A 12,690-nucleotide genomic window follows, 5' to 3' on the forward strand; every position below is an offset into this window, starting at 1 on the left:
CCCTTCCCCTCCTCCAGCAGGACGGGACCCCTCTCTCGACGGCAGCGCTGCCTGAATCAGCCCTCTCGCCGTGCACAGATTCGAGGACACATGACCACTCTGGAACAGACCGCCACTCTCACTCTCGACAAGCTCGGCCCGTCGTTCGGTGCCGAGGTCATCGGCCTCGACGTCGCCTCGGCGTCCGATGCGCAGATTCACGCCGTTCGCCGAGCCCTCGTCGAACACAAGGTTCTGGTGCTGCGTGGGCAGACGCTCGACGACGCGGGACACATCGAATTCGGCCGCAGGCTCGGTGATCTCACCGCAGGTCACCCGGTGCACGACAGCGGACACGTCGCCCCCGAGGTCTACGCCCTCGACAGCCAGGACAACGGATTCGCCGACGTCTGGCACACCGACGTCACGTTCATGGAACGCCCGCCGATGGGCTCGATCCTGCGTCCCGTCGTCCTACCGCCGCACGGCGGCGACACCAACTGGGCCGACAGTCAGCTCGCCTACGAATCACTGTCCGCACCGGTCCGCCGAATGATCGACGGGCTCACGGCAATGCACGACGGCAACCGCGAATTCGGCTACTACCTCGCGCAGAAGCGCGGCGGAAAAGGCAACGTGTGGGACGGCAAGGAAGTCACCGCGCTGGTCCCCGTCGAACATCCCGTCGTGCGGGTCCATCCGGAAACCGGCCGCAAGGGGCTGTTCGTCAATCCGGGTTTCACCTCCCACATCGTGGGTGTGTCGGAAGCCGAGAGCCGCGGAATTCTGGATCTGCTGTACGCGCACCTGACCAAGCCCGAACACATCGTGCGGCACCGCTGGCGGTTGGGCGATCTGGTGCTGTGGGACAACCGCAGCACTTCCCACTACGCCAATCGCGACTACGGCACCGAGCACCGCAAGATGCACCGCATCACGTTGCGAGGAGACATTCCCGTCGGACCCCGATAGTGCCCGGCCCGTCGGATCGAGGAAGATTGGCCGCATGGCGTCGTGGAGTGAACGTAGGCAGCAGTGGGTCGACAGTCGTGAGGAAGCGCGCAACAACGCGTCCAAGGCGGCTGCCGACTCCGGTGAGCAGCGCCCGCCCAACGCGTGGCCGTTCATCCTCGCCGTCGGCGTCGTCGTGGTGTTGCTGGTCGGCATCTTCGCGGCCTCGAAGTTCGCACCTGCCGAGGACAACGTGACGCAGGCCCAGTTGCTCACCGACGCTGTCGACGGGTTCCTCGAAGCGCAGAACACCGGCGACGCAGACTTGCTGCGGCAGAACACCTGCTTCGATCAGGTCGAGCGCCTGATTCCGGGCGACGATGCGCAGTACCGAACCGATCGAGCAGGCGAGGTCGAGCGCAACGGTGAGACGTCCATCGACGGTGTGCCGTCCGACTATCAGGTCAACGGCGACCGCGGAATGGTCACGGTCCCGCTGAAGGAAGAGAAGTCCGGAACGCAGACCGACGACGTGTGGAAGTTCCTCCGCGTCGACGACAAGTGGCTGGTGTGCAATGTGTGACGTTGCCGGTGGAACGAATTGCGGAAGGCAGGAACAGTGACGTATGCAGGTGACATAACCCCCGAGGCTGCATGGGAATTGCTGCAGAGCAACCCCGAGGCCGTGCTCGTGGACGTTCGTACGCGCGCCGAGTGGCAGTACGTCGGAGTTCCCGACACCTCGGGCATCGACCGCCCGACGCACCTGATCGAGTGGGTCAGCTTCCCCGACGGAGCCCGGAACACCAACTTCGTCGACGACTTGAAAGCCGCAGGCGTGGACGGTGATCGACCGGTGGTATTCCTGTGCCGCTCCGGTCAGCGCTCCATCGGTGCCGCCGAGGCCGCGACGGCAGCGGGAATCGGCCCGTCCTACAACGTGCTCGACGGTTTCGAAGGTGCCGCCGACGCCGACGGCCACCGCGGAGCCACGGGTTGGCGTGCGGTCGGGTTGCCTTGGAGGCAGTCATGACGAACATTCCCAAAGGCGGGGGTTTCGACAAGCCGCTACCCGACGGTGTGGGTCTGGGGACGCTGGGAGTGCGCGGCGGCCTGATGCGATCCGGGTTCGACGAGAACGCCGAAGCACTGTATCTCTCTTCGGGTTTCGTGTACGAGAGTGCCGGAGCAGCCGAGCAGGCCTTCACCGGAGACATCGATCATTTCGTGTACTCGCGCTACGGCAACCCAACAGTGAAGATGTTCGAGGAGCGGCTGCGCCTCATCGAGGGGGCCGAGGCATGCTTCGGTACCTCGAGCGGAATGTCCGCAGTGTTCACCGCATTGGGCGCACTGCTGAAGGCCGGTGACCGATTGGTTGCTGCACGTAGCCTTTTCGGCTCCTGCTTCGTCGTCTGCAACGAGATTCTGCCGCGCTGGGGCGTCGAGACGGTCTTCGTCGACGGCGAGGACCTCGAGCAGTGGAAGCAGGCGCTGTCGGTGCCGACGACGGCGGTGTTCTTCGAGACCCCGTCCAATCCGATGCAGTCGTTGGTCGACGTCAGGCGCGTCTCCGAACTGGCTCATGCTGCCGGCGCAACGGTGGTGCTGGACAATGTGTTCGCGACGCCACTGCTGCAGCGCAGCCTCGAACTCGGTGCCGACGTGGTCGTGTACTCGGGCACCAAGCACATCGACGGCCAGGGTCGGGTGCTCGGCGGTGCGATCCTCGGATCGAAGGAATACATCGAAGGCCCGGTGCAGACCCTGATGCGGCACACCGGTCCCGCACTGAGCCCGTTCAACGCGTGGACGCTGCTCAAGGGGCTCGAGACGATGCCGGTGCGGGTGCGGCATTCGGTGAACTCCGCGCTGCAGATCGCCGAGTTCCTCGAAGCTCACCCGGCGGTGCGCTGGGTGAAATACCCGTTCCTGCAGTCGCATCCGCAGTACGAACTGGCGAAGTCGCAGATGTCGGGTGGCGGCACCGTCGTCACGTTCGAGCTCGACGCTCCCGAGGGCGAGGGCAAGAAGCGTGCCTTCGAGGTGCTCGACGCATTGCGCATCGTCGACATATCCAACAACCTCGGCGACTCCAAGACACTGATCACCCATCCGGCCACCACCACGCACCGCGCGATGGGGCCGGAAGGCCGTGCGGCAGTGGGCATCACCGACGGCGTGGTGCGCATCTCGATCGGCCTCGAGGACACCGAGGATTTGATCGGAGATCTGGATCAGGCGTTGAAATAGCTGCGTCAGAGTGTCACTTGTAGCGGCTTGTCGATGAGGGAGTAGTGCGCGGCATCGCCTGCAACCACGCGGCTCTTCTCTCCGTTGAGGTGTACCGGCACGTCGCCCGCCAAGGTGATGCGTTCGAGGCGACGGTACTGATCGTCCCAGTCGGCGACGGCGTAGTGCTGGGTGGCGCGGTTGTCCCAGATGGCCACGTCGCCCAGGCTCCAGGTCCAGCGAACAGTGTTCTCCAGCTTGGTCACTCGATTCTGTAGGAGGTCGAACAGTGTCTGCGACTCCTTGGTCGACAATCCGATGAAGTTCTTCACGAAGTGACCGAGTAGCAGAGTCTTCTCACCGGTCTCGGGATGCACGCGGACGACTGGGTGCTCGGTCTCGAAGTATGTGGACTGGAACTCCTTTCGGTACTCCTCGGTCTTGTCGTTCCTGATCTTCTCTGCAGCAGTCGCCGAGTAGTCGTAGTGGTTCGAGTGCGTGGCCCAGAGGTTGTCCACCAACGCCTTCAACGAATCCGGCAGCTGAGCGTAGGCGGCGGTCTGTGAGGCCCACGTGGTGTTCCCGCCGTATTCCGGTAGGCTGACCGCACGCAGGATCGAGGCCTTCGGGATGCGGTCGACGAAGGTCACGTCCGAGTGCCAGCTGTTGGCCTTGCCGTATTCGGAGTCGATGGCCAGTGTCCTGGTGCCACGAGAGGTGACCGTCGGGTGCGGGGTGGTCGGCGACCCGAGCAATTCGGCGAACGCATACTGGCTTTCGTCGTCGAGATGGTGCTGGCCGCCGAAGAAGATGACCTTGTGCTCGAGCAGAGCCCGCCGAACGAACTCGACAGTGTCGGCATCGAGATCGCCGCCGAGTCGCACGCCTTCGATGCGGGCCCCGAGGTTGCCGCCGATCTTGATCGCACGCAGAGCTGTCGTGTTCTCGACAAGAGTGTCCACCGACATGTCGATACCTTTCGCTGGTCGAAGATTGCTCGAATTGCACCGGTGCAGTGCGGAATTCAACAAGCTGACCATTCTCGATCCGAGATGTACACAGTTCGATTCACCGTGATCTCAACACCACGATCGATCGGGAGCGGTGTGAGGTAGACGTCAGTGCTCGAACACGCTGAGCACGGTGCGGAACTTGGCCGTGGTCTCGTCCAGCTCGGCGTCGGGGTCGGAATCCGCGACGATGCCCCCACCCGCCGTGGCCGTTCCCGAAAGTCCGTCTGCTGCGAGCTCGATGCAGCGGATCGTCACCATCCACTCGCCGTCGCCGCTGCCGTCGGTCCAGCCGACCGCTCCAGCGTAGAAGCCGCGGGAGCCTTCGACGTCTGCGATCGCAGACATCGCTGCGGCTCGAGGAACGCCGGCGACGGCAGCGGTGGGATGTAGTGCCAGTGCGAGGTCCAGCGCGGAGGTCGCGGGATCGGCCAGGGTGCCGACGATGGGCGTCGACAGGTGCCACAACTGCGGAGTGCTGCTGAGCTGGGGTGACGCGGGCACATCGAGCGTCTCGCAGAACGGCGTCAACGCAGCCCTGATCTCGTCGACGACGAAGCGATGCTCGGCCTGATCCTTCGCACTCGCCGCCAAGGCGGCGGAGATGCGCGCTTCTTCGTCGGGATCGGTCGATCGTGCTGCCGTGCCCGCGAACGGATGGCAGGTGACGATGTTGCCACGCTTGCGCACCAACAGTTCCGGGCTCGCGCCGACGATGTGCTTACCCCGCTGCGTGGCAGGGGTCAGATCTGCGAGAAAGCCGTTGCCCATCGGATCGCGTGAGACCAGAGCACTGAGCACCGAGGCGGGTTCGATCGGCGAATCCGCGGTCACCTCGATGGCCCGCGCGAGCACGATCTTCTCGGCCACACCGGCTTTCAATTGCTCGACGACATCCCGCACTCGCTGCACGTGGACGTCGGGATCGGGAATCTGCCGTGCGACGGTCACCGTGGGTAGCGGCGGTTGAGCATCGACCGTCGACCACGGCCCGTCGAGGCGGTAGAACTCCTCCGGCTCGATCAGGGCGGTGGCGTCGGACATGTCGAAAGGGATTGCGCCGACGACGTTTCGGCCGTCCCGCACCGCAGCGACCGCGTCGGCGATATCGGGAAACGCGTGCCGGATGCCCAGCCCGACGACATGGTGATCCTGTCGGGAGAGAACGAATTCGAGTGTCATCAGAACGGGTTCTGCGTGCGGCCCACCAGGTCTGCGACGGAATCGAGAACTTTGGTCGGCCGGTACGGGTACTGCTCGACGGACTGGACCGTCGAGATCCCGGTGAGAACCAGGATGGTCTGCAGACCGGCTTCGAGGCCCGAGAGCACGTCGGTGTCCATCCGGTCGCCGATCATCAGCGTGTTCTCGGAATGTCCGCCGATCGCGCGCAGAGCAGAACGCATCATCAACGCGTTGGGCTTGCCCACGTAGTACGGCTCCTTGCCGGTGGCCTTGGTGATCAGCGCGGCAACCGAACCGGTCGCGGGCAGTGAGCCCTCGCGGGACGGGCCGGTGGCGTCGGGGTTGGTGGCGATGAAGCGCGAGCCCTTCTCGACGAGACGAATAGCGGTGGTGATGGCCTCGAACGAGTACGTCCGAGTTTCGCCGAGCACCACGTAATCGGGGCTCGAGTCGGTGAGCGTGTAGCCGATGTCGTGCAGGGCCGTGGTCAGACCCGACTCGCCGACGACGTAGGCACTGCCGCCGGGGCGCTGATTACCGAGGAAGGTCGCGGTGGCGAGGGCAGAGGTCCAGATCGATTTCTCCGGAATGTCCAAACCGGTGAATGCGAGGCGCGCACGCAGGTCACGAGGGGTGCGAATCGAATTGTTGGTCAGCACGATGAACGGAATCTCGTTGGCCTGCAGCTCGGCGAGGAACGTGTCGGCACCGGGAATCAGATGATCCTCGTGGACGAGCACGCCGTCCATGTCCATCAGATACGTCCACTGCTGAGGCTTCTCGGTTTCGCTCACTCGTCCATTGTCTACTACCGCTACTCAGCTCGCCTGCAGTTCTTCGGTACGTCGGGAGTTGACGCGGTGCTGTTGTCGCTCGCGGGCAGTCGTTCCGCCCCAGACTCCGAACGGTTCGTTGGCGGCCAGTGCGAATCGGCGGCACGCCTCGATGACCCCGCAGCCCGCGCACACCTGCTTCGCGCGGTCCTCCCGTGCGCGGCGTGCGGACCGCCCCTCACCGGACGGTGAGAAGAAGATCTCCGAGTCCTGACCGCGGCATAATGCGTCGACCTGCCAGCCCCAGGATTCGGCGGCGGGGGACACCCCGCGTTCGATCACGGCAATTGCGTTGCTACTCGACATCGCCTGCCCCACTTCCTTGGTCGGTGACCTACCGATGGTCGACGAAAGCGGGCCGACCGCACAAGGGTTCAAATCAGTGTGATTCCAACCCGAACCGACACGCGCACTTGACTTTTCAATCCGAAGGGCTATACATTCCTGGCACCATCCAGAGCGACCGAGAGACCTTGGCTCGACGACGTCGCAGCAACCCCGCCCGATGGCGTGTGGGTGCTACCGCCAGGACCGATGGAGGCACGCCTGATGAACATCTGTACCTGTACGCACGCTTGACCGATTCGCGTACCCACAGCTCGAATTCTCCGAAAGGCAAGACGGCGATGATCGCTGCCCATCCGACCCGGCGGCTCCGGTGACTCAACTACAAGCTCGGCCTGCGGCCTCGAACCCAGGTGACGATGCGCAGGTCCCCGACGAGCAGCTGGTCGTAGCGAAGAAGTGGCATCCGTGGCGGTGGGTGATCAGCATCGCCACCCTGGTCGTGGTTGCACAGTTCCTGCATGGCTTCGCCACCAATCCGGGATGGGACTGGGGCACGTTCGCCCAGTACTTCACCGCGCAATCGGTGCTCTCGGCGTTGTGGCTCACCATCCAGCTCACGTTCTGGGGAACTCTGATCGGCTTCGCTCTCGGTATCGCGCTTGCAGTAGCCAGGCTGTCGAACAATCCCGTTCTGCAGGTGATTTCGTGGTTCTACATCTGGGCGTTTCGTTCCATTCCACTGATCGTGCAGCTGCTGTTCTGGTTCAACATCGCGTATCTCTACCAAACCCTGTCGGTGGGAATTCCGTTCGGTCCCAGCTTCTTCGAGTTCGACGTCAACAATGTCATCAGCGGCTCGACGGCAGCGATTGTCGGGCTGGCCCTGCATCAGGCTGCATACTCCGCCGAGATCGTCCGCGCCGGAATCATCTCGGTTGACCAGGGGCAGCTGGAAGCATCTGCAGCACTGGGTATTCCGAAGCGCCGAGAGTTCTTCAGGATCGTCCTCCCACAGGCGATGCGAGGCATTCTCCCCAACGCCGCCAACGAGGTGATCAGCCTGTTCAAGGGCACCTCGATCGTCTCCGTCATGGCCATCGCCGAGCTGTTCTACCAGGTTCAGGTCATCTACGGCCGAAGCGGCCGAGTGGTACCGCTGCTGATGGTGGCCACCGTCTGGTACATCATTCTCACCTCGATTCTGTCGGTGGTGCAGTACTACGTGGAACGGCACTACGCCAAGGGGGCAGTGCGCACCATCGAGCTGACTCCGATCCAGAAGCTACGGAAGAAACTGGCCGAGATCACCCTGGCCCCGCGAGGAGCAACACGATGACCACGCTCGATGCCAGCACGTCCAGATCGGAAACGAAGTACGCCGTCGAGGTGCGCGGGGTGCACAAGTCCTTCGGTGCTCTCGAAGTTCTCAAGGGCGTGGACCTGACCGTCCGCCCCGGTGAGGTCACCGTGATCATCGGCCCGTCCGGGTCCGGTAAGTCCACGCTGCTTCGTGCTCTCAACCACCTCGAGAAGGTCGACCAGGGCACCGTTCGCGTCGACGGAGACCTGGTGGGATACCGGCGCAAGGGTTCGAAGCTGCACGAGCTCAGCAATCGCGACATCCTGCGCCAGCGTTCGCAGATCGGTTTCGTATTCCAGAACTTCAACCTCTTCCCGCACCTGACGGTGCTCGAGAACGTCAGCGAGGCACCGATCTCGGCGCAGAAGCGCAAGCGTGCGGACGTCGAGCCCGAGGCGCTGGTATTGCTCGAGCGGGTCGGTGTCGCCGCAAAAGCGCACGACTACCCTCGTCGGCTCTCCGGTGGACAGCAGCAGCGAGTGGCCATTGCGAGGGCATTGGCGCTGCGCCCCAAAGTAATTCTGTTCGACGAGCCCACCTCGGCACTCGATCCGGAGCTCGTGGGCGAGGTGCTCGAAGTCATCCGTGGACTTGCGCGCGACGGTGCCACTCTGGTGATCGTCACGCACGAGGTGGGCTTCGCCCGCGAGATCGCCGACACCGTCGTGTTCATGGATTCCGGTGTGATCGTCGAACAAGGACCTCCTGTAACACTTCTCGATTCGCCGCAGCACGAGCGGACCAAAGCTTTCCTCTCCCACGTTCTGTAAACCACCTCACTTCAGCGAAAGACGGACAACACCCATGTCGAAACCATCACGCAGGCTGACGGTCATGGCCGCAGCATTGGCCATCGTGGCGCTCGCTGCGACAGCCTGCAGCGAACCCGCGGCCGAGTCGCAGGTCGTCACCGAGGAGGGACAAAGCTTCGACCTCTCGCCCGAGCAGACCGAAAGAGTCCGGGTCGACAAGGTCGACGAGATCGCAGCGAAAGTGCCACAGGCCATTCGGGACCGAGGAACCCTGATCGTCACCGGCGCGGGCGGAACTGCGCCGCCGCTGCGCTTCTACGCCACCGACGACACCACCATCGTCGGATCCGAGGTCGACTTCTCCTACCTCGTCGGCGACATTCTCGGGCTGGACGTCGATCTGCAGGTTGCCGACTGGTCGCAGAACTTCGTCAAGATCGACTCCGGTGAGAACGACGTGTTCATCTCCAACGTCACGGTCACCGAGGAGCGCAAGGACAAGTACGACTTCGCCACGTACCGTCTCGACAACCTCGCATTCGAGACCCAGAAAGACACCGACTGGAAGGTCGAGAAGCGTCAGGACATCGCCGGCAAGAAGATCGGCGTCGGCTCCGGCACCAACCAGGAGCAGCTGCTGGTGGACTGGAACGAGGCCAACGTGGCCGAGGGTCTCGCGCCGGCAGAGCTCGCCTATTACCAGAACACGTCCGATTACTACCTGGCGCTGGGATCGAAGCGAATCGACGGCTATCTCGGGCCGAACCCCTCTGCCGTCTACCACGCGGCAACCAGTGGGGAATCGAAGGTCGTCGGGACGTTCTCCGGGGCCGGCGATGCGTTGCAGGGCGAGATCGCGGTCCTGACCAAGAAGGACAACGGTCTCATCGAGGCCATCCACGAGGCACTGCAACACGCCATCGACGACGGCAGCTACCAGCGGGTCATCGATCGGTGGGGCCTGCTCTCCGAGGCCGTGTCCGAGTCCGTCATCAACCCGCCCGGGCTGCCGCGCAAGCCTGCAGCGTAGGTACACGGTGAAAGTAGTGGTCGTCGGCGGCGGCATCGTCGGAGCGTCGTCGGCGTGGCAGATCGCCGAACGCGGGCACGACGTCACCGTGCTCGAGCAATTCGGTCCGGGACACAAGAACGGTGCCTCGCACGGCAGTTCGCGGATCTTTCGGCATGCCTACGCCGACGACCACTACGTATCACTGGCCGCTCGGGCGCACACGCTCTGGCGAGATCTCGAAACCGCGACCGACACCGACTTGTTGGACATCACAGGGGCTGTGGATCATGGAGATCCGGCGACGGTGAATCCGAGGATCGACGCACTGAAGCGAGCCGGGCTCGAGTTCGAGGTTCTCGAACCGGTTGCTGCGCAGCGGCGGTGGACCGGACTTCGATTCGACACCACTGTGCTGTTCCATGGTGCGGCGGGGCGACTACACGCCGATCGTAGCGTTGCTGCGGCAGTAGAGGCAGCTCGCTCACGTGGGGCGACGGTCGAATACGGGACGCCCGTGCGTGAGATCTCCGGCTCCGAGGTGGTGACGGACACCCACACCTACGTGGCCGACGTGGTCGTCCTCGCTGCCGGAGCGTGGACCCCCGAGTTCGTGCCGCAGGGAGTGATTCCGCCTTTGGTCACCACCCAGGAACAGCCGGCGCATTTTGTGCCGCTGCGTCCAGACATGGAGTGGCCGAGCTTCATTCATCATCCCGGGGCGCTCCTCGATACCGCCGGCATCTACGGCTTGTCCTCGCCCGACGGCATCAAGATCGGCGAGCATGCCACCGGACCGGTCATGGGTCCCCGAACTCGCGACTTCGTGCCGCACCCGGATGGGGTGCAACGATTGATCGACTACGCCGCCAAGTGGCTGCCGGGAGTGGACGCGACATCCGCGGACCCATCGACGTGTCTGTACACCAGTACGCCGGACTCCAACTTCGCTGTCGCGCGCAGCGGCAAAACCATAGTAGCGGCGGGGTTCTCGGGCCATGGCTTCAAATTCGCGCCTGCCGTCGGTGAGGTGGTGGCCGATCTCGTCGACGGATCACGAAGGGAGGGGAGAGTATGAGTGCGACGTTCGATGACAATGCCAGCATCGCCGCCGATGCTGCACGGCTGCAGTTCGTCAGGATCGAGCAGGACGATCCCCTTGCAACGCCGTTGCTGCAGGAACTGGCGCTCGAGTACGCGTCGCGATACGGCCGGTCTCCTGGGGAGCAGTATCGAGAGCTGAAGTCGTATCCCGGTGAGGAGTTCGAGCCGCCCGGTGGGGTTCTGCTCGTGGCCCTGTGCGGCGGCGTTCCTGTTGCCGGCGGCGCGTACCGGCAGTACGACGAGGACACCGCCGAGCTCAAACGAATTTGGACGGCGCAATCAGAGCGGGGTCGTGGCTTCGGCAAGCGTGTCGTGGCCGAGCTGGAACGCAGCGCACGCGAGCGTGGATATAGCCGGGTGTATCTGACGACGGGCTCGAATCAGCCCGAGGCTGTTGCCCTGTACCTGGCAGCCGGATACACCCCGCTGTACGACCGAAGCTTGCCGTCCAAGACTGTCGGATCGCATCCCTTCGAGAAGAGGCTCGGATGAGATCGCGGCAGTGAGTGCCCCGTACGCCGTCGCTGCGTTCGGTAGTGCGGGGGAGTGTTGCGGAGGCGGTCAGCCGGCTCGGTTGCTGTTGTACTCCAGCGCTGCGGCGACCCAGAATTCCAATCCTGTGTCGCTTGTCAGCGCATCCGCGTCGACGGTGATCCACCCTGTGCCCATCGACCGGTCTCGACCCATCACGGCGTGGTGGGCTCCGTCGCGGTGGAGGTATTCGGGTTCACGGACTCCATCCACCCGAACCAGCAGCGCACGGCTGCCTGTGCCGACACACACCACCATCTTGTCCCGCACCATGAACGCCAGACCGCCGAACATCTTCTGCTCGCGCAGACTCGCTTCATCGGCCAGAGTGGCGCGGACGCGGTCTGCGAGTAGCTCGTCGTACGGCATGTCCTGCCTCTCCGGTGGTCGCTGCACTCATCGAAGACCTGTTCCGCATCGGACGCAACCGTGAATCACCCCGTGTGTGGACTCGCTCGTCTGAAACAGGTTGTGCAGAAAGCAGAGCGGTGTCCTCGAGGCAGGGCTGTGCCCTGACGGCGGTGTGGGTCGTCAGGCGGGTTGTCGTGGTTCTTCGTCGCCGGGGTCGACGATGTTGTTGTGGTTGTCGGGTGGGTAGAGGACTTCTTCTGGGTGGTGGGCGTGGTTGATGAGTCCGCGCCGCTTGGGGTCCATCCCCGCCGGTGGATGCCACAGGGTGCGACCCGGATAGCGATGTCCTGCTCCGGTTTTGGTGGTGGCCCATTTGCCGGGGCCGGTGCCGACGAGTGCGTGGTGCATGTCGCAGCCGAAGGTCAATCCGTCGATGTCGGTGTTGCCGCCGTCGACCCAGTCGGTGACGTGGTGGGCTTGGGACCAGGTTGCGGGGCGGGTGCAGGAGGGGAAGCTGCAGCCGCGGTCGCGGGCGATGAGCACGATGCGTTGGTCTGCGGAGGCGATGCGTTTCGAGCGGCCGAGGTACAACGCCCTGCCGTGGTCGTCGAAGATCGTCAGGTAGTGGTGGGCATGCGAGGCCATGCGGATCGCGTCGCGGATCGACACCCGTGATCCGGTGGCGGTCATCGCGTAGCCGCAGCCGGCTTCGAGGTCCTTCAGGGTCATGGTGACGATGGCGGTGACGGGTAGGCCCCGGTGGGTGCCGAGGGTGCCGGAGGCGAGGGTCTGCCGGAGCGCGAGTTTGAGGGCATCGTGCTGGCGTTCGCGTTGGGTACGGATATCCCGCGCGGCGGCAGCGTCGCGTGCTGCAGCCTTACCCAAAGCTTCGTCGCCGTCGCCGTCGCCGTCGCCGTCGCCGTCGGTATCGGTCTCGGATTCGGAGTCGGCAATGTCGTCGGGTTCGGCAGTGTCGTCGTGCCCTGTGCCGCAACCACAGTCGGTACCGTCGCCGCACCGGCCGTCACCCTCGCAAGGTCCGTCGCCGTCGCATGGTCCGTCGCTCCACAGTCCCGCATCGCTCGTCGGACCGTCGTCCGGCTCC

15 protein-coding genes and 1 riboswitch are annotated in these 12,690 nt (G+C 64.2%); of the genes, 9 read left to right on the forward strand and 6 right to left on the reverse strand.

The window, feature by feature from the left end:
• Window positions 1–90: 90 nt before the first annotated feature.
• From CH251_RS16730 to CH251_RS16745, 4 genes are read left to right on the forward strand one after another with little or no spacing between them, the layout of a single operon-like run.
• Window positions 91–951, forward strand: a complete 861-nt coding sequence (locus CH251_RS16730; RefSeq protein ID WP_094614145.1) for a TauD/TfdA family dioxygenase — start codon at window positions 91–93, stop codon at window positions 949–951.
• A gap of 34 nt (window positions 952–985) precedes the next feature.
• On the forward strand, window positions 986–1,513 hold the full coding sequence (locus CH251_RS16735; protein WP_094614146.1) for a hypothetical protein: 528 nt from the start codon (window positions 986–988) through the stop codon (window positions 1,511–1,513).
• Between the two features lie 36 nt (window positions 1,514–1,549).
• A complete protein-coding gene (locus CH251_RS16740; protein ID WP_094614147.1) occupies window positions 1,550–1,963 on the forward strand; it encodes a rhodanese-like domain-containing protein in 414 nt (137 codons plus the stop codon).
• Window positions 1,960–3,183 (forward strand): O-succinylhomoserine sulfhydrylase, encoded by a 1,224-nt coding sequence (locus CH251_RS16745; RefSeq protein ID WP_094614148.1) that lies wholly within the window; start codon window positions 1,960–1,962, stop codon window positions 3,181–3,183. The genes CH251_RS16740 and CH251_RS16745 overlap by 4 nt, the downstream gene beginning before the upstream one ends.
• A gap of 5 nt (window positions 3,184–3,188) precedes the next feature.
• Here the strand turns inward: CH251_RS16745 and CH251_RS16750 are convergent, their stop codons facing one another.
• The 4 genes from CH251_RS16750 to CH251_RS16765 all read right to left on the reverse strand — a co-directional run bounded on the left by CH251_RS16750 (window position 3,189) and on the right by CH251_RS16765 (window position 6,496).
• Window positions 3,189–4,130: a TauD/TfdA family dioxygenase gene (locus tag CH251_RS16750; protein ID WP_179273719.1), complete on the reverse strand. Its 942-nt coding sequence runs from the start codon at window positions 4,128–4,130 to the stop codon at window positions 3,189–3,191.
• A 150-nt stretch (window positions 4,131–4,280) separates the two neighbouring features.
• A complete protein-coding gene (locus CH251_RS16755; protein ID WP_094614149.1) occupies window positions 4,281–5,354 on the reverse strand; it encodes an isochorismate synthase MenF in 1,074 nt (357 codons plus the stop codon).
• A complete protein-coding gene (locus CH251_RS16760) occupies window positions 5,354–6,112 on the reverse strand; it encodes an HAD-IIA family hydrolase (RefSeq protein WP_068053998.1) in 759 nt (252 codons plus the stop codon). Before CH251_RS16760 ends, CH251_RS16755 begins: the two co-directional genes overlap by 1 nt.
• Window positions 6,113–6,175: 63 nt before the next feature.
• On the reverse strand, window positions 6,176–6,496 hold the full coding sequence (locus tag CH251_RS16765) for a WhiB family transcriptional regulator (protein ID WP_094614150.1): 321 nt from the start codon (window positions 6,494–6,496) through the stop codon (window positions 6,176–6,178).
• Window positions 6,497–6,637: 141 nt separating this feature from the next.
• Window positions 6,638–6,731: riboswitch (SAM riboswitch) on the forward strand.
• 186 nt (window positions 6,732–6,917) lie between these two features.
• Between CH251_RS16765 and CH251_RS16770 the strand changes: the two genes are divergently transcribed.
• Genes CH251_RS16770 through CH251_RS16790 form a run of 5 tightly spaced genes read left to right on the forward strand, consistent with a single transcriptional unit; the run spans window position 6,918 to window position 11,195 of the window.
• Window positions 6,918–7,814: an amino acid ABC transporter permease gene (locus CH251_RS16770; protein ID WP_256979133.1), complete on the forward strand. Its 897-nt coding sequence runs from the start codon at window positions 6,918–6,920 to the stop codon at window positions 7,812–7,814.
• Window positions 7,811–8,608 (forward strand): amino acid ABC transporter ATP-binding protein, encoded by a 798-nt coding sequence (locus tag CH251_RS16775; protein WP_094614152.1) that lies wholly within the window; start codon window positions 7,811–7,813, stop codon window positions 8,606–8,608. Before CH251_RS16770 ends, CH251_RS16775 begins: the two co-directional genes overlap by 4 nt.
• Window positions 8,609–8,642: 34 nt before the next feature.
• Window positions 8,643–9,620: an ABC transporter substrate-binding protein gene (locus CH251_RS16780; protein WP_094614153.1), complete on the forward strand. Its 978-nt coding sequence runs from the start codon at window positions 8,643–8,645 to the stop codon at window positions 9,618–9,620.
• A gap of 7 nt (window positions 9,621–9,627) precedes the next feature.
• Entirely contained in the window at window positions 9,628–10,677 is a 1,050-nt protein-coding gene (locus CH251_RS16785; protein WP_094614154.1) for an FAD-dependent oxidoreductase, read from the forward strand.
• Window positions 10,674–11,195, forward strand: a complete 522-nt coding sequence (locus CH251_RS16790; RefSeq protein WP_094614155.1) for a GNAT family N-acetyltransferase — start codon at window positions 10,674–10,676, stop codon at window positions 11,193–11,195. The genes CH251_RS16785 and CH251_RS16790 overlap by 4 nt, the downstream gene beginning before the upstream one ends.
• A gap of 69 nt (window positions 11,196–11,264) precedes the next feature.
• On the opposite strand, the gene CH251_RS16795 is transcribed toward CH251_RS16790, so the two are convergent.
• Both CH251_RS16795 and CH251_RS16800 read right to left on the reverse strand, forming a co-directional pair.
• Window positions 11,265–11,603, reverse strand: a complete 339-nt coding sequence (locus CH251_RS16795) for a TfoX/Sxy family protein (protein ID WP_094614156.1) — start codon at window positions 11,601–11,603, stop codon at window positions 11,265–11,267.
• 162 nt (window positions 11,604–11,765) lie between these two features.
• A partial coding sequence (locus CH251_RS16800) for an HNH endonuclease signature motif containing protein (protein ID WP_256979131.1) occupies window positions 11,766–12,690 on the reverse strand: 925 nt, incomplete at its 5' end.

It is taken from the genome of Rhodococcus sp. 06-462-5 (genome assembly GCF_002258315.1).
In the GTDB taxonomy this organism is placed as follows: domain Bacteria; phylum Actinomycetota; class Actinomycetes; order Mycobacteriales; family Mycobacteriaceae; genus Rhodococcoides.

Coding starts and splice junctions, on each gene's coding strand:
- CH251_RS16730 (WP_094614145.1), top strand. CDS start 91: ATGACCACTCTGGAACAGACCGCCACTCTCACTCTCGACAAGCTCGGC.
- CH251_RS16735 (WP_094614146.1), top strand. CDS start 986: ATGGCGTCGTGGAGTGAACGTAGGCAGCAGTGGGTCGACAGTCGTGAG.
- CH251_RS16745 (WP_094614148.1), top strand. CDS start 1,960: ATGACGAACATTCCCAAAGGCGGGGGTTTCGACAAGCCGCTACCCGAC.
- CH251_RS16750 (WP_179273719.1), bottom strand. CDS start 4,130: ATGTCGGTGGACACTCTTGTCGAGAACACGACAGCTCTGCGTGCGATC.
- CH251_RS16755 (WP_094614149.1), bottom strand. CDS start 5,354: ATGACACTCGAATTCGTTCTCTCCCGACAGGATCACCATGTCGTCGGG.
- CH251_RS16760 (WP_068053998.1), bottom strand. CDS start 6,112: ATGGACATGGACGGCGTGCTCGTCCACGAGGATCATCTGATTCCCGGT.
- CH251_RS16765 (WP_094614150.1), bottom strand. CDS start 6,496: ATGTCGAGTAGCAACGCAATTGCCGTGATCGAACGCGGGGTGTCCCCC.
- CH251_RS16775 (WP_094614152.1), top strand. CDS start 7,811: ATGACCACGCTCGATGCCAGCACGTCCAGATCGGAAACGAAGTACGCC.
- CH251_RS16780 (WP_094614153.1), top strand. CDS start 8,643: ATGTCGAAACCATCACGCAGGCTGACGGTCATGGCCGCAGCATTGGCC.
- CH251_RS16790 (WP_094614155.1), top strand. CDS start 10,674: ATGAGTGCGACGTTCGATGACAATGCCAGCATCGCCGCCGATGCTGCA.
- CH251_RS16795 (WP_094614156.1), bottom strand. CDS start 11,603: ATGCCGTACGACGAGCTACTCGCAGACCGCGTCCGCGCCACTCTGGCC.